This window comes from Pseudoflavonifractor sp. An184 (assembly GCF_002160305.1).
GTDB lineage: Bacteria > Bacillota > Clostridia > Oscillospirales > Oscillospiraceae > Lawsonibacter > Lawsonibacter pullicola.
In genome coordinates, this window is sequence record NZ_NFKI01000030.1 from 17,142 (window position 1) to 42,261 (window position 25,120).

At 62.5% G+C, this 25,120-nt stretch carries 20 protein-coding genes and 1 pseudogene; 10 read left to right on the forward strand and 11 right to left on the reverse strand.

The features are described from left to right. Position 1: 1 nt before the first annotated feature. Positions 2-1,543: a sugar ABC transporter ATP-binding protein gene (locus tag B5F19_RS10700; protein WP_087290357.1), complete on the reverse strand. Its 1,542-nt coding sequence runs from the start codon at positions 1,541-1,543 to the stop codon at positions 2-4. A 103-nt stretch (positions 1,544-1,646) separates the two neighbouring features. Continuing rightward, positions 1,647-2,825 (reverse strand): sugar-binding protein, encoded by a 1,179-nt coding sequence (locus B5F19_RS10705; RefSeq protein WP_087290359.1) that lies wholly within the window; start codon positions 2,823-2,825, stop codon positions 1,647-1,649. 367 nt (positions 2,826-3,192) lie between these two features. Between B5F19_RS10705 and B5F19_RS10710 the strand changes: the two genes are divergently transcribed. From B5F19_RS10710 to trxA, 4 genes are all read left to right on the forward strand, one after another. Further along, complete coding sequence (locus B5F19_RS10710; protein WP_087290361.1) at positions 3,193-4,317, forward strand: ROK family transcriptional regulator; 1,125 nt, start codon at positions 3,193-3,195, stop codon at positions 4,315-4,317. Between the two features lie 163 nt (positions 4,318-4,480). Beyond that, positions 4,481-5,446, forward strand: a complete 966-nt coding sequence (locus B5F19_RS10715; protein WP_162612566.1) for a threonine/serine dehydratase — start codon at positions 4,481-4,483, stop codon at positions 5,444-5,446. A gap of 113 nt (positions 5,447-5,559) precedes the next feature. Continuing rightward, complete coding sequence (locus B5F19_RS10720; RefSeq protein ID WP_087290365.1) at positions 5,560-6,426, forward strand: FAD-dependent oxidoreductase; 867 nt, start codon at positions 5,560-5,562, stop codon at positions 6,424-6,426. 31 nt (positions 6,427-6,457) lie between these two features. Next, positions 6,458-6,775, forward strand: coding sequence for a thioredoxin (gene trxA, locus B5F19_RS10725; RefSeq protein WP_087290367.1), 318 nt, complete (start codon positions 6,458-6,460; stop codon positions 6,773-6,775). A gap of 93 nt (positions 6,776-6,868) precedes the next feature. Here the strand turns inward: trxA and B5F19_RS10730 are convergent, their stop codons facing one another. The 6 genes from B5F19_RS10730 to B5F19_RS10755 form a co-directional block, all read right to left on the reverse strand. After that, positions 6,869-7,729 carry a C40 family peptidase gene (locus B5F19_RS10730; RefSeq protein WP_087290369.1) on the reverse strand — a complete coding sequence of 287 codons (861 nt, stop codon included), beginning with the start codon at positions 7,727-7,729 and terminating at the stop codon, positions 6,869-6,871. Between the two features lie 55 nt (positions 7,730-7,784). Further along, on the reverse strand, positions 7,785-8,075 hold the full coding sequence (locus B5F19_RS10735; RefSeq protein ID WP_087290371.1) for a hypothetical protein: 291 nt from the start codon (positions 8,073-8,075) through the stop codon (positions 7,785-7,787). Between the two features lie 541 nt (positions 8,076-8,616). Then, positions 8,617-10,206, reverse strand: a complete 1,590-nt coding sequence (locus tag B5F19_RS10740) for a mannitol dehydrogenase family protein (protein ID WP_087290373.1) — start codon at positions 10,204-10,206, stop codon at positions 8,617-8,619. Positions 10,207-10,221: 15 nt separating this feature from the next. Next, a complete protein-coding gene (gene uxuA, locus B5F19_RS10745) occupies positions 10,222-11,319 on the reverse strand; it encodes a mannonate dehydratase (RefSeq protein WP_087290375.1) in 1,098 nt (365 codons plus the stop codon). A gap of 292 nt (positions 11,320-11,611) precedes the next feature. Further along, the gene (locus tag B5F19_RS10750; RefSeq protein ID WP_087290377.1) at positions 11,612-12,289 is read right to left on the reverse strand and encodes a DUF2461 domain-containing protein; all 678 of its coding nucleotides are present in this window, start codon (positions 12,287-12,289) and stop codon (positions 11,612-11,614) included. A gap of 35 nt (positions 12,290-12,324) precedes the next feature. Further along, positions 12,325-14,265 carry a VanW family protein gene (locus B5F19_RS10755; RefSeq protein WP_087290379.1) on the reverse strand — a complete coding sequence of 647 codons (1,941 nt, stop codon included), beginning with the start codon at positions 14,263-14,265 and terminating at the stop codon, positions 12,325-12,327. 411 nt (positions 14,266-14,676) lie between these two features. On the opposite strand from B5F19_RS10755, the gene B5F19_RS10760 reads away from it, so the two are divergent. Then, entirely contained in the window at positions 14,677-15,846 is a 1,170-nt protein-coding gene (locus B5F19_RS10760; protein ID WP_162612567.1) for a 5-bromo-4-chloroindolyl phosphate hydrolysis family protein, read from the forward strand. Positions 15,847-15,920: 74 nt separating this feature from the next. Here B5F19_RS10760 and B5F19_RS10765 read toward each other — a convergent pair whose 3' ends face one another. Then, positions 15,921-16,814: a LysR family transcriptional regulator gene (locus B5F19_RS10765; protein ID WP_087290383.1), complete on the reverse strand. Its 894-nt coding sequence runs from the start codon at positions 16,812-16,814 to the stop codon at positions 15,921-15,923. A 169-nt stretch (positions 16,815-16,983) separates the two neighbouring features. Between B5F19_RS10765 and B5F19_RS10770 the strand changes: the two genes are divergently transcribed. From B5F19_RS10770 to B5F19_RS10780, 3 genes are read left to right on the forward strand one after another with little or no spacing between them, the layout of a single operon-like run. Further along, positions 16,984-17,451 carry a MarR family transcriptional regulator gene (locus B5F19_RS10770; protein WP_242972791.1) on the forward strand — a complete coding sequence of 156 codons (468 nt, stop codon included), beginning with the start codon at positions 16,984-16,986 and terminating at the stop codon, positions 17,449-17,451. Further along, positions 17,448-19,190: an ABC transporter ATP-binding protein gene (locus B5F19_RS10775; RefSeq protein WP_087290387.1), complete on the forward strand. Its 1,743-nt coding sequence runs from the start codon at positions 17,448-17,450 to the stop codon at positions 19,188-19,190. The genes B5F19_RS10770 and B5F19_RS10775 overlap by 4 nt, the downstream gene beginning before the upstream one ends. 14 nt (positions 19,191-19,204) lie before the next feature. Beyond that, on the forward strand, positions 19,205-21,091 hold the full coding sequence (locus B5F19_RS10780; protein WP_087290389.1) for an ABC transporter ATP-binding protein: 1,887 nt from the start codon (positions 19,205-19,207) through the stop codon (positions 21,089-21,091). 85 nt (positions 21,092-21,176) lie between these two features. Here B5F19_RS10780 and B5F19_RS10785 read toward each other — a convergent pair whose 3' ends face one another. Then, on the reverse strand, positions 21,177-22,859 hold the full coding sequence (locus tag B5F19_RS10785; protein WP_087290391.1) for a putative manganese-dependent inorganic diphosphatase: 1,683 nt from the start codon (positions 22,857-22,859) through the stop codon (positions 21,177-21,179). A gap of 286 nt (positions 22,860-23,145) precedes the next feature. On the opposite strand from B5F19_RS10785, the gene B5F19_RS10790 reads away from it, so the two are divergent. Both B5F19_RS10790 and sigE read left to right on the forward strand, forming a co-directional pair. Beyond that, positions 23,146-24,003, forward strand: coding sequence for a sigma-E processing peptidase SpoIIGA (locus tag B5F19_RS10790; protein ID WP_087290393.1), 858 nt, complete (start codon positions 23,146-23,148; stop codon positions 24,001-24,003). A gap of 21 nt (positions 24,004-24,024) precedes the next feature. Next, entirely contained in the window at positions 24,025-24,747 is a 723-nt protein-coding gene (gene sigE, locus B5F19_RS10795) for an RNA polymerase sporulation sigma factor SigE (RefSeq protein WP_087290395.1), read from the forward strand. Positions 24,748-24,932: 185 nt separating this feature from the next. Here the strand turns inward: sigE and B5F19_RS17515 are convergent. After that, positions 24,933-25,120 (reverse strand): annotated as a pseudogene (locus B5F19_RS17515) (hypothetical protein); the annotation flags it as partial.

The following is a 25,120-nucleotide window of genomic DNA, read 5'->3' on the forward strand; positions in this document are numbered from 1 at the left end:
TTTACGCCTTGGCGGTATCCCGGATGATATAGCCCATGATGCTCTCCTGGGTGGCATCCGCCGCGTTGACCTCGGCCAGCAGGCGGCCCTCATTCATCACATAGATCCGGTCGCACATGCCCAGCAGCTCGGGCAGCTCGGAGGAGATCATCACCACCGACTTGCCCTTGGACACCATGTCGTTGATCAGGCAGTAAATGTCGTACTTGGCGCCCACGTCGATGCCGCGGGTGGGCTCGTCCATGATCAGAATGTCCGGCTCGGTGAACATCCACTTGCCCAGCAGGGCCTTCTGCTGGTTGCCGCCGGACAGGTTGCCGACGCGCTGCTCGATGGTGGGGGTCTTGGTCCCCATCTCCTTCGTCATCTGATCGGCCACCTGGACCTCCTTGTCGGTATCGATGATGCCGCCGCCGCACACCTTGTCCAGGCGGGCCAGGGTGGTATTGAAGCGAATGGACTCATCCAGGATCAGGCCGTTGGTCTTCCGGTCCTCGGTGACATAGGCCAGCTTGTGGTGGATGGCGTCCTCGGGGCTCTTCAGGTTGACCTTCTCCCCGTTGAGGTAGACCTCGCCGGAGATATCGGTGCCGTAGCTGCGGCCGAAGATGGACATGGCCAGCTCGGTGCGCCCGGCGCCCTGCAGGCCGGAGAAGCCCACCACCTCGCCCTTACGGACATAGAACGAGATGTTGTCGTCCACCACCCGCTCGGGATACAGGGGGTGGTGCACCGTCCAGTTCTTGACCTCCATGCTCACGGTGTCCTGCACCTTGTGCTCCCGCTTGGGATAGCGGTCCTCCATGGCGCGGCCCACCATGCCCTTGATGATCCGGTCCTCGCTGAACTCGTCCACGCCCTTGACCAGAGTCTCGATGGTGGAGCCGTCCCGGATGATGGTGGCCTTGTCGGCGCAGTAGATGATCTCGTTGAGCTTGTGGGTGATGATGATGGAGGTCAGGCCCTGCTTCTTGAATTCCATCAGCAGGTCCAGCAGCATCTTGGCGTCCTCGTCGTTGAGGGAGGAGGTGGGCTCGTCCAGAATCAGGAGCCGCACCTTCTTGGAGAAGGCCTTGGCGATCTCCACCAGCTGCTGCTTGCCGGTGCCGATGTCCTTGACCAGGGTCTGGGCCGACTCGTTCAGCCCCACCTGCTTCATATGTTGTTCGGCCTCGTAGTAGGTCTTGTTCCAGTCGATAAAGCCGAATTTGTTTTTGATCTCATTGCCCAGGAACATGTTTTCTCCAATGGACAACAGCGGGATCAGGGCCAGTTCCTGGTGAATAATGACGATGCCCACCGCCTCGCTGTCCTTCTGGTTCTTGAATTGACAGAGCTTTCCGTCATAGTAGATTTCGCCGGAGTAGCTGCCCGCCGGATAGGTTCCGGAGAGCACGTTCATCAAGGTTGATTTTCCCGCGCCGTTTTCCCCGATCAGCGCGTGGATCTCGCCCTCTTCCACCTTCAGGTTCACGTTGTCCAGCGCCTTGACGCCGGGGAACTCCTTGGTGATGGAGCGCATTTCCAAAAGTGTCTTAGCCAAACAAAGTTCCTCCTCTCCGCCGCAGTATCCCAGATATTAAGAATGGGCGGGGCAGATGCCCCGCCCATTACGCTGCTCCTGTGTTTACAGATTGGCGGTTTGATCAACCCGCGGCGACCAGATAGCCGTCGTCGCCCACGGTGTAGTAGCCGGTGTCCACCAGCTTCTCCTGCATGTTGTCGGCGGTAACCACGTCAGGCACCAGCAGGAAGGAGGGGCAGTTGTGACCCTCGGAGGTGGCGTAGGACTCGGTGTCATAGGAGCACTCGAAGTCCCAGGCGGAGTTGGTGATCAGGGTCTCGTCGATGGTGTCGCCGTTCAGGATGGCCTTGGCCAGGTCCAGGGTGACAACGGCCTCGTTGGCCACGGCCTTGTACACGGTCATGGACTGGATGCCGTCCTTGATGTTCTTCAGGTTGGCCACGTCGCCGTCCTGGCCGGTGATGATGATCTCGGACTTGTTGGCGCCGGCGTAGTCGGACTGGATGGCCTGGGTCACGCCCAGAGAGGTGGAGTCGTTGGAGCACAGCCAGGCGTCAACCTCGGTGCCGTCGGCGTAGTAGGAGGCCAGGATGTTCTGAGCGCGCTCCATAGCGGTCTGGGTATCCCAGGCGGCGGTGGCGACGGTGTCAAAGTCGGTCTGGCCGGAGACGACAACCAGCTTGCCCTCGTCGATGTAGGGCTGCAGCACGTCCATGGCGCCCTGGAAGAAGTAGGGGGCGTTGTTGTCGGCGGGGTCGCCGGCGGTCAGCTCAATGTTGAAGGGGCCGGCCTGGTTCTCCAGGTCCAGGGTGTCCACGATGTACTGGCCCTGCAGGGTGCCCACGGTGTAGTTGTCGAAGGACACGTAGTAGGACACGTTGTCGTTCATGATCAGACGGTCATAGGCGATGATGGGGATGCCAGCCTCGCCGGCCTCGTTCATGACGGTGTTCAGGGCCTCGCCGTCGATGGCGGCCACCACCAGCAGGTCCACATCCTCGGCGATCATGTTCTGGATGTCGTTCACCTGGCGGTTGGTGTCGTTGTCGGAGTAGGTGACGATGGTCTCATAGCCGGCGGCCTGGAACTGCTGATCCAGGTAGGAGCCGTCACGGTTCCACCGCTCCAGGGACTGAGTGGGCATGGAGATGCCGATCTTCTGGGCGCCGTCCGCCGCAGAACCGGAGCCGCTGGTGCTCGCGGAGCCGGAGCCGGAAGAGCTTCCGCCGCCGTTACCGCCGCAGGCGGCCAGAGACAGGGACATCGCTAAGGCAAGAGACAGTGCAAGAAATTTTTTCATAGCTCATTTTCCTCCTGTTTTCCTCACAGTGTATGTAGGTGGATCGGAACTGGAAGTCTTTTGCACTTCCGAGTACCATTTTATAACTAACTTTATAAAAGTCAAGAGAAACCGGGGGCGCTCCCGTCAATTTTGTCAGCCTGCATCAAATCTATGTAAATTATTTGTGCAAACCGCAAAATTTCAAGATTTTCTTCCCTGAAGTTTTCATCTGGCCCTCACACTTTTCTTCAGGGCAATACTGTATGAAATCTGAAATTTTAGGTTGACGGCGCAGTAAAATGTGATAATATAGACATATTAAAACCTATTTTGTGAATCAGTTTTATAAAAGAAGCGCCTTTAAGAGTTGAATGAGAGGGAAACTATGGACGTCAATTCGAATGAACGCCGGAGGCAGACCCGCAGCAACGTATACCACTACCTGTACGGCGCCCAGGAGTTCTGCACCCGGCAGTCCCTGGCCCAGGCCCTGGACCTGAGCCTGCCCACCATTTATCAGAACCTGACGGATCTGGTGGACGCCGGGCTGGTGCGCTACGCCGGACAGTCCCAGTCCACCGGCGGACGCAAGGCCAGCGGCCTGGCCATCGTCCCCGACGCCCGGGTGGCGGTGGGCATCGCGCTGACGGAGGACCGGCTCCGCTTCTCCGCCGCCGACCTGCGCCTGAACGAGATCGCCTACCACAAGGTGTCGCACACCTCCAACTTTGAGATGGAGGAGCTGGGCGCCCTGGTGGCCCGGGAGCTGGAGCAGTTTCTGGACGCCTACCACATTGACCGGAGCCGGCTGCTGGGGGTGTGCATTGCCATGGCGGGCGTGACCGACCCGGAGGGAGGGCATCTCCTGTACGCCCCCACCATGCACCTGCGCAATGTGGAGCTGTCCGGGCTGACCCGCTCCATCCCATACCCCACCTATGTGGAAAATGACGCCACATGCAGCGGATACGCCGAGTGGTTTATGCGGGGAGACCAGGAGAATCTGGCCTACCTCTCCCTGGAAAACGGCGTGGGCGGCGCGTTCATCTCCAACGGAGTCGTCTATGGCGGGGACAACCGGCGCAGCGCCGAGTTCGGCCACCTGTGCGTGGAGCCCGGCGGGCTGCCCTGCGCCTGCGGCAAGTGGGGCTGCCTGGAGGCCTACTGCTCCGACTGGCGGATTCGGAACACCTTCGGCGTCTCTCTGAAGGAGTTCTTTGAGGGCGTGAACCAGGGGAACCCGGAATACGCCGCCCTCTGGAAGGATTTTCTGTTCCACCTGGCCATCGGCGCCAGCAATATCCGCATGGCTCTGGACTGCACAGTGGTCCTGGGGGGATTTATGAGCCAGTACCTGGACCCCTACCTGCCCATGCTTCGGGAATATGCCGCCGCCAACGACCCCTTTGAGCGGCGGGCGGACTATCTGCAGCTGGGCGTCCTGCGCAGCCACGCCGTGCCGCTGGGGGCCGCCCTCCACTTCATTCGGGATTTTTTGGATACCGTCTGATCCATCCCGCCGCCTGGACTTTCTCCAGGCGGCGCTTTCTGTGTCCGCTCCGCCTGCGGCGTAAAATCAGAGTAATTTTATAGGGAATTTTGCTTTCCTCTTGTCAAAGACGGACGGCTGTGCTTTAATGAAGTCATCCAAAACAGAAAGAAGGTTCTGCCCTATGATCACATATCAGGATGTCCAGGCGGCCCGGGAGCGCATCGCCCCCTACATCGTCCGCACGCCGCTGCTCCGGGTCCCCGCCCTGGACGAGGCCCTGGGCTGCCAGGTCTACCTGAAGCACGAGGGCTTCCAGCCCATGGGGGCCTTCAAGCTCCGGGGCGCCATGAACAAGGCCCTGTCCCTCACTCCCGAGGAGCGCGCCCGGGGCCTGGTGTGCGCCTCCTCGGGCAACCACGCCCAGGGGGTGGCCTACGCCGCCCACAAGCTGGGCTGCCGGGCGGTCATCGTCATGCCCACCAACGCCAATCCGGTGAAGCTGGCCGGGGTGAAGAAGTGGGGCGGCCAGGTGGAGCTGGTGGGCACCCTCTCCTCCCAGCGGGAGGCCCGGGCGGCGGAGCTGGTCCGGGAGCAGGGCATGGTGGAGGTCCACCCCTACGCCGACCCCTATGTGGCGGCGGGCCAGGGGACCCTGGCTCTGGAGATTCTGGAGGACCTGCCCGACGCCAGCCTGGTGGCCGCCCCCATCGGCGGAGGCGGGCTGATCTCCGGCGTGGCCACCGCGGCGAAGGGGGTCAATCCCCAGGTGCGCACTGTGGGCGTGGAGCCCGCCGGCGCCCCCCGCTACACCCGCAGCCGGGCGGAGGGCCGCCCCGTCCAGCTGGACTCGGTGAACACCATCGCCGACGGCACCCGCACCGACCACGCCAACCCGGACAACTTCGCCATGATCCAGGAGCGGGTGGATGAGCTGTACACGGTGGAGGATGCCTGGATCGAGAAGGCCATGCTCCTGCTGATGACCCAGGCCAAGGTGATCGCCGAGCCCTCCTCCGCCCTGCCGGTGGCCGCCGCTCTGTCCGGCGCGCTTCCGGTGAAACCGGAGGACAAGGCGGTCTTTGTCCTCTCCGGCGGCAACGCAGACCCGGCTCTGCTGGCCCGGCTCCTGACCCAGGCGGCGGAATAAATTCTGTCGTTTTGTGATCTGGTCACGGAAAAAGGCCGGACTGCCGGATATACTAAGCATCAGAAAGCAGAACACGCCCCCGCCCGGACGGGCGGAGGCGGGAGGTGAAACCAATGCGCTATGATATTGTCATCCTGGGCAGCGGCCCGGCGGGGCTGTCCGCCGCAGTGGCCGCCCGTGGCCGGAACAAGAGCGTCCTGGTGGTGGGCAACCGCTGGCAGGACAGCCCGCTGGCCCGGGCGGAGTGTGTGGACAACTACCTGGGACTGCCCTCCATGACCGGGGCGGAGCTCATGGAGCGGTTCACCCGCCACGCGGAGGAGTCCGGGGCCAATCTGGTCACCGGCAAGGTGATCTCCCTCATGGCCTGGGAGGGCTTCCACCTGACGGTGGGCAATGAGCTCTATGAGGGCAGTTCCCTCATCCTGGCCCCCGGAGTGGTCCGCCAGGCCAAATATCCCGGGGAGGTGGAGTACCTGGGCCGGGGCGTGAGCTACTGCGCCACCTGCGACGGCATGCTCTACCGGGGCAGGCCGGTGGTTGTGGCGGGCCGCAGCAAGGAGGCCCCCAGAGATGCCGCCTACCTGAAGGAGCTGGGCTGTCAGGTAGTCTATGTGGCCGCTCAGCGGCCAGAGTATCTGGACCCAGCCATCCCCTTTGTTCAGGCCAACCGCCTGGAGGTTGAGGGAGAACAGACCGTCACCGGTCTGAGGGCGGATGGAGCGCTTCTCCCCTGTTCCGGAATCTTCATTCTCCGGGAGGCGGTGGCCCCCACCGATCTGCTGCCCGGTCTGGAGACCGAAAACGGTGCCATCCGGGTGGACCGCCGCATGGCCACCAGCATCCCGGGGGTGTTTGCCGCCGGGGACTGCACCGGAGAGCCCCTCCAGGTGTCCAAGGCAGTGGGCGAGGGCCTGACCGCCGCCCTGTCGGCGGCGGAGTATCTGGACCAGCTCCCTAAAAAAGACACAGCGGAGTAATCAAGCACAGGAATAGAAAGGAAGTTTTACAATGGCATTACAGCATTTTGATCAGAAGAGCTTTGACGCGGCCCTGGCGGAGGGCAAGCTGATGATGGTGGATTTCTGGGCCAACTGGTGCATGCCCTGCCGCATGCTGGGTCCGGTTATCGAACAGCTGGCCCAGGACTATGAGGGCAAGGCGGTCATCGGCAAGGTGGACGTGGATGAACAGGGCGAGCTGGCCATGCGCTACGGGGTCATGAGCATTCCCACCGTGATTTTCTTCAAGGACGGCAAGGAGATCCACCGGGAGGTGGGCGCCCTGCCCAAGGAGGTGTTCGTCAACGTCCTCAACATGAATCTGTAACCTGGGGATTTGACGCGCGTCAAAAAAGTGAAAAACCCGGCTGAACGCGGTTCAGCCGGGTTTTTTAATCCGATCAAAAGAGAATCGTCTCCATTACAGACGGCGGGCGCCCACATAGGTGCTGCTGTAATAGCTGCTGTTCAGGTCGCTGATGATTACGCCGGTGGTGGAGGTGGAGGCGTGGACAAACTGGCCGTTGCCGGTGTAGATGCCCACGTGGGTGGCGCGCTTGCTGGAGTTTCCGTTGTTGAAGAACACCAGGTCGCCGGGCTGCAGCTCGCTCTTGGAGATGGAGGTGCCGTTGTCCATCTGGCCGGAGGCGGTACGGCTGATGGAGTAGCCAAAGTGCTTCATCACATAGGTGGTAAAGCCGGAGCAATCAAAGCCGCTGGGGCTGCTGCCGCCGTACACATAGGGGCAGCCCACATACTGAAGGGCATACTGGGCGATCTGACTCCCCTTACCGGAGGAGGCCGCCACAGAGGCGTCCACCTGAGCCACATAGTCGCTGCTCACATAGCCCTGCTCGATCTTGTACCAGCCGCCGTAGCCGCCCACCAGTTCCTCGATCTCCACAACGGCGCCGGTGGAGAGGCTGCCCACGGTGCCGTGCTCGGTGCCGGGGCCGGAGCGGATGTTCAGGGGGCCGTCCATCACCTGTCCATAGAGCTGCTCCTCCGTCACCTGGAGGTAGTCGCCGCTCATGTAGCCGGTCATGCCGTTATATGTAACCTTGTGCCAAGTGCCATCGTCCGAGGTGCTGAGCACGTCCACCTGAGTGCCGTAATCCAGGGTCGCCAGGACCGCGGCGTCGGTGCTGGCCTCCGAGCGGAGGTTCAGACCGGTATCGCTGGTCACCGTACCGACGTCGGCGGCCATGGAAGGGACGATCACGGTGGTCAGGGCCACCAGAGCGGCACTCAGCTTGGCCGCCAGCTGCTTCGACAGGTGCATAACAGGATTCCTCCAATTTCTCTTTCGTAGATCAAACGGGCGGGGAGGGGCGGAATTACTTTCCGCTCAGGGCCCGGTCCAGCCATACGGCGGCCACATCCATGGCGGCATACAGGCTGTCCTTTTCACTCTTCTTGACCACGCGGTCCCGGCTCTTCAGATCCGGGTCGGTGAGCTGCAGCTGAACGCTGACCTTATTGGCCATCTCCAGGCCGTCCACGTTCTGGGTGGAGAGGATCTGAAGCATGATGATGTATTTCTCGGCCATAGTGCCGTAGTAAATCAAATTGTCTTTCCGGCGCAGGGGATGCCCTTTATAGGAAAGAGGAAGTTTTTCAGTAGCCATGGGGTTCCTCCTCAAATTTTAAAGCGATTTTAATGTTGTAACCGAATTGTAACATATTCGTAACCAGTTGTCAAACCCTTCCCGGCGTTTTTTTCTGGAAAATTTTCGAGAACCAGCCGTCATTCGCAGGTTCTCCCCGTAAACCGGTGGATTTTTGCCGCAAAGCTCCCTTTTTTGAACCATTTTCTGGGTTTTACGCAAAAACCAAATTTGGAAACCGGTTCTCCCCCGGCGGAGGGAAAAAGGTTACAAACTTTCTTTCTCTCAGGCGCAGCCCCTCCGGCACGCCCGCCGGCAAAAATGAGATTGCTTATGCGCCGCTCGCCGGAAGGCCTGCACGGCAGGGCTCCCGGTGCATTTGGTCCCAGGCGAGGGGGACGGCCGCCCCCCTCTCGGACTCCCCCGCCCAAGCTCAGCCGGATTCTGTGCAGCAAATGCTTTTCGACAAACTGAGCGCCCCGAACACAGCGTTCGGGGCGCTCTGAGTGCGGAGAGGCCGGGGGAGTAAAGAAAGGAATGAAAAGAACTCCCCAATTCCCTCTCAGCGGGCGGAGACGTATTTATGCAGGGTCCTGCGCACGGCGCCGGGGCCGGCATACAGCTCGGCCGCCATACCCTCGATGCGCTCGCCCAGTCCGGCGGCGTACAGGTCCACGCCGAACACGTCGGTGCGGCGGTAGAGCTCCTTCAGGCAGCTCATGTCCTGGGGGCCCTCCTTGACTTCCAGAGGGGCCACAATGGCCTGCAGCTCCTCCAGCAGGGGGTCGGGAGAGGGCTCGAAGGGCTTCCCGGCGTCATCCACACCCTTGAGGTAGCGGGCATAGCCGGCCAGCACCAGGGGAATGAGCACCAGGTCGTCCATGTTCAGCCCCTTGGCCTGATAGGCCTTGATGGTCTCGCCGAAGCGGATGGGCAGCTTCTGGGAGGTGTCGGTGGCAATGCGCTGGGGGGCGTCGGGCATGAAGGGGTTGGGCAGGCGCTTGGTGAGCACCGCGCCGATGAAGTCGGCGGGCTTGAGTACGCCGGGGTCCACCACCACGGGCATGGCCTCCTTGTAGCCCATCTTGGTGATGAGGCCGCAGATATCCTCGTCCTTCATCTCCGCGGAGATGAGGGTGTAATCCAGCATACAGCCATAGATGGACATGGCGGTGTGCAGGGGGTTGAGGCAGGTGCATACCTTCATCTTTTCCACCTTGTCCACCGTCTCCCGGTCGGCGTAGAGCACGCCGCCCTTCTCCAGCGGGGGACGTCCATTGGTGTACTTGTCCTCGATGACCAGATACTCGGTCTCCTCCGCGTTGACGAAGGGGGCGGTATAGGTGTGCTTCTCAGTAATGATGGTGTAGTTGTCCTCAAAGCCGTCGGCCTTGAGCATATCCTGCACCTTGGCGTCGGGCCGGGGAGTGATCTTGTCGATCATGCTCCAGGGGAAGGACACCTTCGCCTCATCCTGGAGGTAGTCCAGGAAGCCCTGGGGCACCAGGCCGGCCTTCACCCAGGCCTGGGCATAGGCCAGGACGGCGGACTTCACCTTGTCGCCGTTGTGGGAGCAGTTGTCCATGCTCTGCACGGTGATGGGCAGCTCGCCCGCCTGATAGCGCTGATAGAGCAGGGCGGTGACCTTGCCCATGATCAGCTGGGGCTCGGCCCCCCGCTCCAGGTCGGCGGGAGAGATGGAGTAGCCCTTCTCGGTGATGGTGAAGCTCACCATCTGCAGGGAGGGGTTCTTGAAGATCTCCTCCAGCCGCTCCCAGTCCTCGTGGAACTGGGGGTCGGCCTTCAGGCTCTCGGTGACAGAGGCCACCACCCGCTTCTCAATGGAGCCGTCGGATTTGAGCAGCACGGACAGGCTCAGGTTGTCATAGGGCCGGTAGGCCTTGTCAATGATCTCGTAGTCGAAGCCCTCAGCCACGATGACGCCCCGGTCATACTCCCCCGCGTCCAGCACCCGCTGGAGCAGGGCGGCCGGGAAGGCCCGGAAGATATTGCCCGCCCCGAAGTGGATCCAGGTGGGCTGGTCGTGGGTCTTGGCCCGGACGGCCTTCAGGTCGAACTTGGGCAGCTCATAGCCCTTGTCCGCCCACTCCTGGGCGTTGAGGGCGCCGGTCTCGATATCGGAAAGTTTCATATCTGGTATCCCTCTTTACTTCGATTCCTTTTGTTCCGCGTCCAGCTTATCCAGCATATCCCAGACGCCCCACATGTACATGATGCCCAGGGCCCGGTCGTACAGGCCATAGCCGGGGCGGCAGCTGCCGGGGCCCTCGCCCCACAGGTGGCGGCCGTGGTCGGGGCGGATATAGCCCTCAAAGCCGCAGTCGTGGTAGGCCTTCAGAATGTCCAGAATGCCGGTGTCGCCGTCGCAGTCCCGGTGAGAGGTCTCTGAGAAGTCCCCGTTGGGGAAGTGCTTCACGTTGCGGATGTGGGCGAAGGCGATGCGGTCGCAGTGCTTGCGCACGATGTCGGCCACATTGTTCTTGGGGTTGGCGTTCAGACTGCCGGAGCACAGGGTCAGGCAGTTGTAGGGGTCGTCCACCATGGACAGGAACCGGTCAATGGCCTCGGCGTCCACCAGCAGGCGGGGCAGGCCGAAGATGTCCCAGGGGGGATCGTCCATGTGAATGGCCATCTTGATGTCGCACTCGTGGCACACGGGCATCAGCTTCTCCAGGAAGTACTTCAGGTTCTCCCACAGCTTCTCCTTGGTCACAGGGCGGTACATCTCAAACAGCTCGTCCAGGCGGGCCATCCGCTCCGGCTCCCAGCCGGGGAAGGTCATGCCGTGAAGATTCTGCATGATATAGTCCGCCATGGCCTTGGGGTCGTCCTGGATCAGGTCCTTCTGATAATACAGGGCGGTGGAGCCGTCGGGCAGGGGGTGGAACAGGTCGGTGCGGGTCCAGTCAAAGACGGGCATGAAGTTGTAGCAGATCACCTTCACCCCGAACTCCTTCAGATTCCGCATGGTCTGAATGTAGTTATCAATGTACATGTCCCGGGTGGGCAGCCCCACCTTGATGTCGTCATGGACGTTCACCGACTCCACCACGTCCATGTTGAAGCCGTAAGGCTCCAGCTGCTTCTGGACCTGAGCGATCTCCTCTTTCTCCCAGATCTCGCCGGGCTGCTTGTGGTGCAGGGCCCAGACGATGCTGGTCACGCCGGGGATCTGCTTGATGTCGGCCAGAGAGATGCTGTCGTTCCCTTCGCCATACCAGCGGAATCCCATCTGCATGGGCATATGCATGCGCCTCCTTAAAAAATAATAAATGTCTCTCCCCGCGGAACGCCTCCGGCGGGCCGGGGGCGGCAAGTATTGGACAGACGGAGTTCCGCTCCCCGCGCCGTCCTCCTGATTGATATTCTAATATACTAGTATGCTAATTTCAACTGGCAGTTCCTCCTTTTTTTCTCCCCCGTTTTTGTGTAGAATGCCAGTTTTCCACCGACAGCGGGGAGATTTTCTGCCCGGAGCCCCAGACAGAAACAACGCCTCCCCGGACCCAGCGGGCCCAGGGAGGCGTCGGCACGGATTATTCTCTGCCCTCCGGGGCCGGGTCGCCGGCCAGAGAGAGCATATAGTCGTAATAGGGCTTCAGGAAGCGGAACCCCTCCAGCACCTGATCGGCCAGCTCCGGCTGGAACAGCAGCCCCTCGCAGTTCTCATCCCGGGCGAAGGAAATGCTTTTCCGGTTGTACCAGGGGGCGAGCAGCGGCCCCGGGTCCCCCTTGGGGCGCTTGTACAGCTCCCCCTCCAGCTGGAATGGGGACTTCTCCAGCTTCCGGGCCAGCTGCTCCACCGGCTTGGGGTCCCGGTCGATGCGGGCGCGCAGCTTGGCCACGGTGGCCGGGGTCGCGTCATAGCACCCCATGCCGAAGCTGTAATACTCCGGGGCGATCTCAAAGTAGAAGGCGGGCAGGCTCACCCACTCCTCCCTGGGCCGCCGTAGGGTGAACCACAGGTGGTCCTTGTAGGGCCCCCGGCCGTAGAGCCGCCGGGCGTCCCGGTAGATCCGGGAGACGTGGAGGTTCAGCCCCAGCTCGGGGCAGAGCTCCTCCATGGCCTGGTGGACCTGGTCTCCCAGCTCCCGCATGGGCCGGTCCACCAGGGTCAGATACTCCTCCTTGTGGGCCAGAAACCAGCTGCGCTCATTGTTGAATCGGATGCTCCACAGAAAATCCACGGCACCCTGAGAAAATCCTTGAAACATGCGCTGTGATCCTTTTCTCTCTGGTATTTCGTATTTTACGCCTGCACGTCCTGGCTTACCGGCGGCTCCTCGGCTCCGCTGGAACTGCTGGAGCCGGTCCCGCCGGAGCTGGAGGCCCCGGAGTCCGGCGTCTCCGTTCCGCTCTGGTCCGGAGGCGTTCCCCCCGGATCTGTCCCGGCAGAGGAGCCCGGGTCTGTTGTGGAGCCGGAACCTCCTCCCGCTCCGGCGTTCGGGTCGGTGGGCGGCGTGGCGGTGCCGGTGCCGGGATTGGACGTTCCGGCGCCGGGGTCGGTGCCGGTCCCCGGATCGGTGGCCGGGGTCTCCGGCTTCGACGCGGGCTGGCTGGGGTCGCCGTCGGCGGGGTTGTAGAGGATGGTGGTGGGCCGCATCTTATAGCTGCTGACCCCCATATCCTGCTTCTCCAGCAGGGTGCCGTCCTCGGCGTAAATATACCGGTAGGTCTGGGCCTTCAACCCCACATAGGCATTCTGCACGGAGTCCACCCGGGTGGTGCCCCGGGGCACGGAGGAGTCCGCCTTATACTGGGTGGTGGGCTGGATATAGTCGTACTGAATCCGCTCCGGTACGGCATAGCGTCCATCCTCGTTGGTCCCGTAAATCTTCACGGTGAGGAAACGGCTGCCGTTCTTGTCATAGCTCTCGGTAACCACCTTCACTGGGTAGTTGGTGTTGTTCTTGAAGCGGAAGTCGGAGGCGCCATACCACACAGTGGCGTCCATGCCGTCGGGGACGTAGCCCACGGCATACATGTGAGCGTGACGCTCCACAATCTCCAGCGGCGTATGGAGGACGGCGTAGTAGATGGTGGAGGAGGTCTGGCAGATGCCGCCGCCGATGCCCTCCACCGACGCGCCGCCGGAGTACACCGGCGCCCCCAGATAGCCCTTGTCGGCGGTGCGGCTGCCGGTGGTGTTGTTATAGGAGAAGACCTCCCCGGGCATGAGCACCACGCCGTTGCAGGCCTGGGCGGACAGCTTCACGTTGCTCTTCCGGTTGGCGGAGCCGCCCACCCGGCTGGTGCCCTCCCCCAGCAGGTCCCGGAACAGCTTCCCCTCCAGGCCCTCCTTGGTCTCCTCGGGCTGGGTGATGGTCAGGGGGATCTCCACAGTCTCCCCCTCCGCCGCCGCGTCAAACAGGGTTTTGGCCTGGTTCACATCAAAGTCGACCCCCACCACGTGGTCGCTGACCTCCAGGGTCTCCGGGTCGATCTCGGCGCTCTTGGCCTCGGCGTGGAGCTCCTGGTACATGGCGTCAAAGTCGGGCTCCTGAGGGGTGGTCTCGTGGGCGGGGAGCACCACCGGCTCCACCGCGGCGGTACCGCCCTGCATCGCGTCGGACACCGCTTCGGTCATGGCGGCCATCACCATGGGCTCGGCCGCCTCCCGGTCGATGGTCACCCCGGTGACCCCCTTGGTGAGCATCAGCTTGTCGCCCTCCACGGCGTAGGTGGCGTTGGTGAGGGCGCCCCCCACCTGGAGGTCCGCCTCGTCCATCTTCGCCTCCAGCTCCGACTTGCCGGTGTCGGTCCAAGCCAGGGTCAGGCCGATCTCATCCTCCGCCCCCAGCTGATGGGACAGATAGGATGCGCCCTGGAGCAGGAAGTTTTCCCGCCCGGTCTGCCACGCCTGGGCCACGGTGGCCTGGTCGTCCACCCGGACGGCGGCGGCGGTGATCTCCCCCTCCCAGGGGCCGTACTCCAGGGGCAGCGCCACGCTGGACACCTGCCCCAGATTGTCCTCCAGGGTCTCCAGAGCCTGTTCCCGGGTCAGTCCCCCCACCGGCACGCCGGCCACGGAGACTCCCTTCAAAATATTGGGCGAGCCGCCCACCCAGGCGCACAGCCCCAGGTAGGCCGCCAGCAGCACTGCCGCGGCGCAGCCGGCGGCAATGAGGGCGATCTTCCTGCGCCGCCCCGGCTGGGCCGCGACCCTCTTCGGCGTATGCACTTCTTCCATGTTTTCCCTCCACGCCCCTCTCGCAGATCCGGGGCTTTGGTTTTGTCTCTCTATCCCGGGCGGATTGAAACCCGTGCGCTCTCATTGTACGGGACCCGGCCCGGTTTCATTCCGGCAGGCCGCGCCATATATTCGGACCGCTCTGCGGCCCGGTCCGGCGCAGACCTGTTTCCAGAATATTATAGCATTCTCTCCCCGGCCGTACAATTACAGAACAGTTACAAGTCCCCTGAAAATTCCACCAGAGCCGTTTACTTTTTCCCTGACCCGCAGTATAATCAAAGGGCGTCCCCCCTGCCGCAGGGGGTTATGTGCGCTTTTATCAAATTTTAAGGGAAGTTCAATCCCATTTTTCCTTGCGTCTGATATGCTTATCCCATGGAAATCACACGCGGCTGGAGGTCATATACTATGGCAGATCAATCCTACAATTACGGCTACGACTCCGGGGGCGGCTCCCGCCGGGGCGGAAATCGGAGCAACTGGGGCTTTTGGATTCTGGCGCTGTTCTTCCTCTTCGTGCTCCCCCCGGTAGGCATTTTGATGATCGTCATCAAGCTGGCCGGCGGCGGGAAGAAGAAGGGCCGCCACCCCTACTACATGCAGCAGGAGCAGGGGCGCATGGGTGCCCGCACCGCGCAAATGGGCGGACAGCCCGGGCCGGTGTCCCACTCCGGCACGGTGCCGGCCCCCAACAGCCTTCTGTCCAAGATGTCTGCCAAGGCAAAGAAGCTGACCATCGTGGGCGCCGTGCTCTCCGCCGTCTTTGGCTTCGCCTCCATCAACTCCGTGTTTGGAAATCTGTGGATGCTTCCAGACATCGCCTGGTATCTGGAAGAATTGGTCCCCATCTTCTGTTTCTTCGGAGCCGGGCTGGGCTGCCTGTGGGGCGGCCTGCGCCGGCAGAAGCGGGTGCGCACCTTCCGCAGCTATCTGGCCATGATCGGCAGCCGGACCACCATCTCCATCTCCGCCCTGTCCTCCACCCTGGGGACCTCCCCCGCCAAAGTGCGGGACACGCTGGAGGACATGCTGGACGACGGATTCTTCCCTCAGGGCTATCTGGACTACGGCAATGACCGCCTGGTGCTCACCAGCGACGGCATCCCCGATCCCCCCAAGGAGGAGGAGAAGCCCGCCCAGGAGGAGCCGGCGGAGGACCCGCAGAACGCCATTCTGGATGAGATCCGCGCCATCAACGCGGACATCGACAACCCCAAGCTGAATCAGCAGATCGACCGCATCGGCGTCATCACCGCCAAGGTGTTCGAGTACCAGCGCAGCCACCCCCAGAAGTCCAACCAGCTCCACAGCTTTTTGAGCTACTACCTGCCCACCACCCTGAAAATTCTCCGGGCCTACGCCCAGCTGGAGGACCAGGAGGTGGACGGGGAGAACATCTCCGCCGCCATGGAGCGCATCGAGGGCATGATGGACAAGGTGGTGGAGGGCTTTGAGAAGCAGCTGGACCAGCTCTTCCAGGGGGACGCCCTGGACATCACCGCCGACGTGGAGGTGCTGGAGCGGATGCTGGCCAAGGACGGCCTCTCCTCCGGCAGCACCTTGCGCATGGGGGGCTGAACTCCCCCGTTTTCCACCGGCCGGTCCTTTTCCGGAACCGGGCCCCATATAGATGGGGTCCGGTTCCGTTTTTTTCATACCCTGCGGTCTCCCGCTTGAAAAAACTCCTCCATCCGGGCCAGAAAGCGGCGGAGCACCGGCCCCATCTCCCCCGCCTGATAGGACACTCCATAGGACAGCGCCGGAAATTCCTGTACCGGGATGGCCCGGATTCCCGGCATTGCGACCTGGGGCAGATCCGCAATCACCGCAAAGGCAAAGCCCGCCTCCACCAGGGTGTATAACGTCTCCAGCCCCTCGCAGAAGCAGATCTGGTCCGTGCTTCGTCCGGTGATGATCTGACCCTGCACCGCCAGAAGGGAGGGCGGCGCGCTGTGGGGCGGATAGGCGGCAAACCGGTCCCCCTCCCGAAGCTGCTGTATGGCGAGCTGCTCATGGGCCGCCAGGGGGTGGTCCTTTCCGCACACGCACACCACCGCTCTCCGGGACAGCTCCCGGTAGACGGCCCGCTTGGGGGCGGTCTCCTGAAAGGTGAACATCACCTGTACATCCCCGTCCTCCAGCAGATTTTCCAGGGAGTCGAAGGGCACCAGGCGCAGCACCGGCATCAGCTGAGGAAACTCCTCCCGCAGCTGTCCCAGCACCGGCCCCAGCAGCCGCAGCTCCAGAAAACTGCGGCAGCCGATCCCAAAGCGAAGGACGGAGGAGTCCTGGCCCTCCTTCAGCCGGGCCTTGGACATGCGGGACAGGGACAGGATCTCCCGGGCGTACTGGGAGAACAGATGCCCCGCCTGGGTAAGGCGCACCCGCTTGCTGGTGCGGTAAAACAGCTTGACCCCCAGCTCGTCCTCCAGGGTGTTGATCTGGTGGCTCACCGCCGGCTGGGTGATTCGCAGCTGCTCCGCCGCCCGGGAGAAGTTCAAAAAATTGGATACAGCCATAAAACACTCCAGTTGTGTAGTATTCAAACAAAAACACTCCTTCCGCTTCCGCGCCTTTTTGTATAATACAGAAATACGATAAAACTTTTTAATAGATAATAGCAGATTTGAATTTCACATGCAACGGTTTTTGTGCTATAAAGATAAACGTCCGAACTGTTTAGGGCAAAACAAATTGGAAGGAGGTGGAACCAGCGTGGAAGTGAATCGAAGCGTCCTGATTCAGGAGAACCGGCAGATCAACATCCAGCTGGAGCAGTCGGGCAACCGCGCCATGGCTCAAAAGGGGCTGACCGCCATCCAGGCGCACATCCTTTTGTATATTCTGGACCACTCGGACCGGGGGATCTCCCTCACCGACATCCACCGGGAGTTCGGCTACTCCATGGCGGCCATGTCGGGGCTGGTCAAGCGCCTGCGTGAGAAGGACTATGTGCGGGTGGAGCCCTGCGCCCGGGACGACCGGAAAAAGATCCTCTTCGGGACCGACAAGGGCAAGGAGGCCCGGGAGTTTCTGGACCGGGCCATCTGCGAGGCCCAGAACCAGCTCTATTCCGGCTTTTCTCCGGAGGAACTGGCCACGCTGGACCGTCTGCAGAAGAAAATGCTGCAAAATCTTTCCACCCTGACGCAGAATCACAGCAAGGAGGTATCCAAATCGTGAAACGAGTGTTGCAGCAGCTGGGAGTCTACAAGAAGGACGCCCTCCTGTGCGTGGGTCTGACCACGCTGGAGGTCATCATGGAGATCCTGCTGCCCTTTATCACCGCCCGGCTGATCGCTGAGGGCCTGGAGGCCAGCAACCTGTCCGCGGTGTACCGCTACGGCGCCGTTCTGGTGGTCATGGCCCTGTTCAGCCTGATCTTCGGCGCCACCGCCGGCCGCTTTGCCGCCAGCGCCTCCTCCGGCCTGGCCGCCAACCTGCGGGAGGCCATTTACGCCAACATTCAGACCTTTTCCTTTTCCAACATCGACAAGTTCAGCGTGCCCGGCCTGGTCACCCGCATGACCACCGACATCACCAATGTGCAGCAGGCCTTTATGATGGTCATCCGCATCGCGGTGCGCTCTCCCCTGTCCCTGATCTTCAGCTTCGCCATGTGCATGTACATCAACGTGGAGCTGAGCCTCACCTTCCTCATCGCCCTGGCCTTCCTGGTGGTGGTCGTCGGCGCCATCATGGTGGTCACCCTGCGCATCTTCAGCCAGGTGTTCCGCAAGTACGACGACCTGAACGCCAGCGTCCAGGAGAACGTGTCCGCCATCCGGGTGGTGAAGGCCTTCGTCCGGGAACGCTTTGAGGACAAGAAATTCTCCAAGGCCTCCAGGAATCTGTACGACCTGTCGGTCAAGGCCGAGGGCCTGCTGGCCTTCAACGGCCCGGCCATGATGATCGCCGTGTACTTCTGCATCGTCATGGTGTCCTGGCTGGGCGCCCACTTCATCGTGGTGGACGGCACCCTGGCCGCCGCCGACCTGACCAGCCTGTACAGCTACGTCATGTCCCTGCTCATGAGCCTGATGATGCTGTCCATGGTGGTGGTCATGATCTCCATGTCCATGGCCAGCATCCGCCGCATCCGGGAGGTGCTGGACGAGACCCCCGATCTCCACGACCCGGAGCACCCGGTGATGGAGGTGAAGGACGGGTCCATCGACTTCAACCACGTGAGCTTCTCCTATAAGCACGGCAGCGGCAAGGACGCCCTCACCGACATCGACCTGCACATCAAGTCCGGCGAGACCATCGGCGTCATCGGCGGCACCGGCTCGGGCAAGAGCAGCCTGGTGAACCTGATCTGCCGCCTGTACGACGTGGACGAGGGCTGCGTCAAGGTGGGTGGCCTGGACGTGCGGGAGTACGACATGGAGGCCCTGCGCAACCAGGTGTCCGTGGTGCTCCAGAAGAACACCCTGTTCTCGGGCACCATTCTGGACAACCTGCGCTGGGGCAACCCGGAGGCCACCGACGAGGAGTGCATGGATGCCTGCAAGGCCGCCTGCGCCGACGAGTTCATCGACCGCTTCCCCGACGGCTACCACACCCGCATCGAGCGGGGCGGCAATAACGTGTCCGGCGGCCAGAAGCAGCGACTGTGCATCGCCCGGGCCCTGCTGAAAAAGCCCAAGGTGCTGATTCTGGACGACTCCACCTCCGCGGTGGACACCGCCACCGACGCCAAGATCCGGAAGGCCTTTGCCGAGAAGATCCCCGGCACCACAAAAATCATCATCGCCCAGCGGGTGTCCAGCGTGGAGGGGGCCGACCGCATCCTGGTGCTGGACAACGGCCGGGTCAACGCCTTTGACACCCACGACAACCTGTTGAAGACCAACGCCATCTATCAGGAGATCTACGAATCCCAGATCAAGGGCGGCGGCGACTTCGACCAGCCCGCGTGAGAGGAGGGACATCTATGAACGCAAATGAGAGAAGGCGGACCGGACCGGCCGTTCTGAACCGGGTTCTAGGGTACATGCTCCACTACTATAAGTATCTGTTTATTCTCGTCATCGGGTGCATTTTGGTGTCCGCCGTATGCACTGTGGTGGGGGCCACCTTCCCCCAGACCCTGATCGACGAATATATCGAGCCCATGCTGTCCACCGGCTCCCGGGACTTCACCGGTCTGGCCCAGGACATCAAGCAGCTGGTGTGCATCATGGGGGCGGGCGTCATCGCCTCCTTCGGCTATAACCGCATCATGGTCAATGTGAGCCAGGGCACCCTGCGCCACCTGCGGGACGACCTGTTCCACAAGATGGAGTCCCTGCCCATCAAATACTTTGACACCCACGCCCACGGCGACATCATGTCCGTGTACACCAACGACGTGGACACCCTGCGCCAGCTTCTGAGTCAGAGCATCCCCCAGCTCATCAACTCCAGCTTTACCATGGTGGCCACCCTCATTACCATGATCATCATGAGCCCGGCCCTCACCGTGGTCTCGGTGCTGGCCGCCATAGCGATGTTTACCGTCACCAAGAACTTCTCCCGCCTGTCCGGCAAATACTTCGTCAAGCAGCAGCGGGCCCTGGGCGAGGTGGACGGCTTCATTGAGGAGATGCTGGACGGCCAGAAGGTGGTCAAGGTCTTCTGCCACGAGGAGGCGGCCAAGGCCGACTTCCACAAGGTGAACGAGGCCCTGCGCCAGAGCGCCAACCTGGCCAACCGGTACTCCAACCTGCTCATGCCCATCAACATGAACATCGGCTGGCTGAGCTACGCCCTGGTAGCCATCGTGGGCGCTGTCCTGGCCATCAACGGCATGGCCGGCGTCACCCTGGGCACCGTGGTCACCTTCGTGGGCCTGCACAAGAGCTTCACCAACCCCATCGCCCAGGTGAGCATGCAGATCAACTTCGTGGTCACCGCCGCCGCCGGCGCCCAGCGGGTCTTTGACCTGATGGACCAGACCCCCGAGAAGGACGAGGGCTATGTGGAGCTGGTCAACGCCCGGGAGGACGCGGAGGGCCGTCTGTATGAGAGCGCCGAGCGCACCAACGTGTGGGCCTGGAAACACCCCCACAGGGCGGAGGGCACCGTCACCTACACCCGGCTGGAGGGCAGCGTGGTCTTTGAGGACGTGGACTTCGGCTATGACGAGAACAAGCTGGTCCTCCACGACATCAGCCTGTGGGCCAAGCCGGGCCAGAAGATCGCCTTCGTGGGCGCCACCGGCGCGGGCAAGACCACCATCACCAACCTGATCAACCGCTTCTACGACATTGCCGACGGCAAGATCCGCTACGACGGCATCAACATCAACAAGATCAAGAAGGACGACCTGCGCCGGTCTCTGGGCATCGTCCTCCAGGACACCCATCTGTTCACCGGCACGGTGATGGAGAACATCCGCTACGGCAATCTGGACGCCACCGACGAGGAGTGCATGGCCGCCGCCCGGCTGGCCAACGCCGACGGCTTCATCCGCCGGCTGCCCGACGGGTACGACACCATGCTCACCGGCGACGGCGCCAACCTGTCCCAGGGCCAGCGGCAGCTGCTGGCCATCGCCCGGGCCGCCGTGGCCGATCCCCCGGTGCTGATCCTGGACGAGGCCACCTCCTCCATCGACACCCGCACCGAGAAGCTGGTTCAGGACGGCATGGACGCCCTGATGACCGGGCGGACCACCTTTGTCATCGCCCACCGTCTGAGCACGGTGCGCAACTCCGACTGCATCATGGTCATGGAGCAGGGCCGCATCATCGAGCGGGGCACCCATGACGAGCTCATTGAGAAGAAGGGCAAGTATTATCAGCTCTACACCGGCAATTTCGCCGAGGAGACCGCCTGATTTTCCCTTTAAAAGACAGAAGAACACCCCGGCCGTTTAAAAACGGCCGGGGTGTTCTGTTTTTCAGGGGCGGGACAAAAAGTGGTCAGTTCGTCCCCTCCAGGTCCTCCAACTTGATGGCGTTGATGAGGGCGGGCACCATCTGCTTTTTCCGGCTGACCACACCGGGAAGGATGGCCATTCCATTCTTTACCTTGGCCTGGAAGGCTTTTTCCACCAGAACGTCGGAGCCCCGCCCCACCATCATCAGCTCGGTGGTGGAGTGCACCACATCGGTGAACATATAGAAAATAAAGTCCAGATCCTGATTTTTCAGGGCGGTCTCCAGATAGGGGGCGATCAGCGCCTGGCTGGCCCTGCGGTTCTTCTCGCTCATATAGCTGCCCTGGCCGATGCCGAAGCGGATGTTCTTGCTGTTGAAGATCTTATAGTCGGCGTTGAAGACCTCCTCGGCGGTCTTGCCGCTCACATCTCCTCCGGCCTCAAACATGGCGTCGGCATAGCGCTCCAGATCCAGACCCAGCTGCTGGGCCAGGGCCCGGGCCGCCTTTTCATCCGCGGGGGTGCAGGTGGGGCTGCGGAACATGAGGGTATCCGACAGAATGGCGGACAGCATCAGCCCCGCGGTGGTGTCCTCGATCTCCACCCCCGTCTCCCGGTAGAGCTGGTAGATGATGGTGCAGGTGCACCCCACAGGCACGTTTCGGAAGTACACCGGTCCCTCCGTCTCCAGGGAGCCGATACGGTGGTGGTCGATGATCTCCAGCACCTCGGCCTGGTCGATGCCGTCCACCGCCTGGCTGCGCTCGTTGTGGTCCACCAGGATGAGCTGCTTCTTGTGCAGGTTCATCAGGTTCCGGCGGGACACCACGCCCACATAGCGCCCCTCGTCGTCCAGCACCGGGAAGTACCGGAACCGGACGGAGGCCATCACCTTGGTCACCGAGTCCACCGAGCTGTTCAGGTTGAAGGTGAGCAGGTTCTTCTGCACCATATAGTGGCGGATGGGGGTGGCCTGGCTGATCATCTGGCCGGACACATAGGTATTGTTGGGGGTGCTGATGACGATGCAGCCCTTCTCGGCGGCCAGCATGCAGATCACCTTGGACACCTTGCTGCCCGAGCACACCACGATGCAGCCCGCGTCCATCTCAATGGCGGCCAGCTGGCTGTCGCTGCGGTTGCCCACGATGACCAGGTCCCCCTTGGTGATGGTGCGCTCCATGTGCTCGGCGCTGCCCGAGCCGATGCGGATGCTCCCCTCCACATACCGGCCCTCGATGTCCCCCACCAGCACGGTGCCGTCCAGGGTGTCCACCACATTCTGATAGCTGGTCCGGGACTCGGCCAGGATGGAGATGTCCGGCACCTCCATGTTGGCGGTGGCGATGTCCTTGACGGTGATGAGCCCCTTGAGGTTCCGGCCCTCATCCACCACGCACAGAGTGTCGATCTCCTGGTCCCGCATATTGGCCCAGGCCCGGCGCACGGTCATCTCCCCGTCCACCCCGGGGACCGGGCGGATGTCCACGTCCCGCAGCTGTGGGCTCACGTCGGTGTACAGCTCGGGGGCGGGGACCTGGAAGTGGTCCAGCACAAACTCTGTCTCCCGGTTGAGCAGTCCCGCCCGGCATGGCTTGCAGGGGTTCTCCGGGTCCAGCTTATTTTTCAGGCGGCTGTAAGCGATGGCGGCGCAGATGGAGTCGGTATCCGGATTGCGGTGGCCGATCACTTTAATGGCATGGGTGTTGAGCTCCTGATTTGTCATAGTCTGCCTCATTTCTCTCTGCGGCCGCTGGGGCCATTGTATCGTCTCGGGAGCCGTCCCGAGAACTGTTCGCGCAAATGGAGCCGGAAGGAATCCATTCTCATCCAGCTCACCCCCAGTATACCGTGTTTCCGGCCCGCGTGCAAGGGGAAAGTGCTTTTTTCGACCTGTTCCGAGGCAGATAAGCCGGCGGTAAATCCATCTGCGCCCAGCTGTTTTGACCGGTTTCGTTGGCCCAAGCTCCTATAATAGAGGGTGCAGCTGCGGTGAAAGGGGGCGTATAGCCGTGACCGTCATCTATGTGGATACCCTGTTTCTGCTCAACGCAATGGTGGACTATCTTCTGCTCCTGGCCTCCGCCAGGCTGGCGGGGGAACCCCTGGCCCGGCTGCGCTTCCTGCTGGGGGCCGCGCTGGGGGGGCTGTACGCGGTGGCCATCTTCCTGCCGGGGCTCTCCTTTCTGGCCCGCCCCCCCTGCCGTCTGGCGGCGGCGGTGCTGATGGTGCTGGCCGCCTTCTGGAAAAGCCGGCGGCTGCTGCGGCAGGTGGTCATCTTCTTCGCCCTCTCCTGCGCCTTCGGGGGCGGGGTGCTGGCCATCGGCCTGCTGGGCGGGCGGGGGCTGACGCTGTCCAACGGGGTGCTCTGCTCCGGCATGGACCTGAAGATCGTGCTGCTGTCGGCCGCCGGGTGCTACGGGGCCCTCACCCTGATTTTCCAGCGGACAGGCCGGCACACCGCCCCCTCCGGAGAGCTCCGGCCGGTGCGCCTCACCCTGGGGGAGCGGCAGGTTTCTCTCACCGCCCTGGTGGATACGGGAAACACCCTCACCGACCCGGCCACGGGGCGGCCGGTGCTGGTGGCCGAGGCGGACTGCGTGGAGGAACTCCTGCCTCCCGGAATCCGGCCCAGCCCGGCCGACCTTCGGGACCCGGCGGGTGCGCTGGAGCGGCTGGAGGACCCCTGGCGGCGGCGGTTCCGCCTGCTCCCCTACCGCTCGGTGGGGGTGGACCGGGGGCTGCTGCTGGCGGTGCGGGTGGACCAGGTGCAGGTGGGCGAGGAGGACCGGGGGCCCATGCTGGCCGCCCTCTCCCCTACCCCGGTGTCCGACGGGGGAGGCTACCGGGCTCTCCTGGGGGCCGATTGAGATGGAAAGGAAGGGACAGCCATGAGACGATTCTGGAGGGGCCTGGGGCGGCGGGCGGCCGCCCTGCTCGCCCGGCTGGGCCTGGTGCAGCCAGGCAAGATCATGTACATCGGGGGGAGCGGCACTCTGCCCACCCCCCTCACCCGGGAGGAGGAGGCCCAGGTCATCGCCCGCCTGGAGCAGGGGGACGAGGAGGCCCGCCAGACCCTCATCGAGCGCAACCTGCGCCTGGTGGTGTACATCGCCCGGCGGTTTGAGAACACGGGGGTCAACCTGGAGGACCTGATCTCCATCGGTACCATCGGCCTTATCAAGGCGGTGGGCACCTATCAGCCCGCCAAGAGCATCAAGCTGGCCACCTACGCCTCCCGGTGCATTGAAAACGAAATCCTCATGTATCTGCGCAAGATCGCCGCTCAGAAGTCGGAGCTCTCCTTTGACGAGCCTCTGAACACCGACTGGGACGGCAACGAGCTGCTCCTCTCCGACGTGCTTGGCACCGAGAGCGACCTGGTCATGCGGCCCATCGAGGCGGACGTGGACCGGCAGCTGCTGCGTCAGGCCCTGGCGCGGCTGGAGCCCCGGGAGAAGCAGATCATCACCCTGCGCTTCGGCCTGGACGGCCGGCGGGAGCGCACTCAGAAGGAGGTGGCCGACCAGCTGGGCATCTCCCAGTCCTACATCTCCCGGCTGGAAAAGCGGATCATCTCCCGGCTGAAAAAGGAGATTTTAAGGATGATGTGATCAAAATGACGGTACTTTTCCGCCGCTGCGCAAGGCGTTCAGGGCATTCGATTCCACTCGAGGCGGGCTGCCGCCCCCTCGAGCTCCCCCGCCATCACTCAGCCGGTTTCCTCTCAGCAAGTTTTTTGACAAACTATGTGCCCCGCCTCCTTCCTTGGAGAAGGAGGCGGGGCACGATTCAATTTTTACAGGCCGTTGACGATGTGGACCGGCCGCTGTCCCTCCTGGATGCGGCGGGCGTTCTCCCACATATTCCGGTGGCCCCGGCGGAAGGAGCCGCCGGTATTTCCTCCCAGGTGGGGGGAGTAAATGGCCCGGTCCGCGACCTCCGGCGGCAGGTCCACATCGTCAACGGCCTGTAAAAATTGAATCG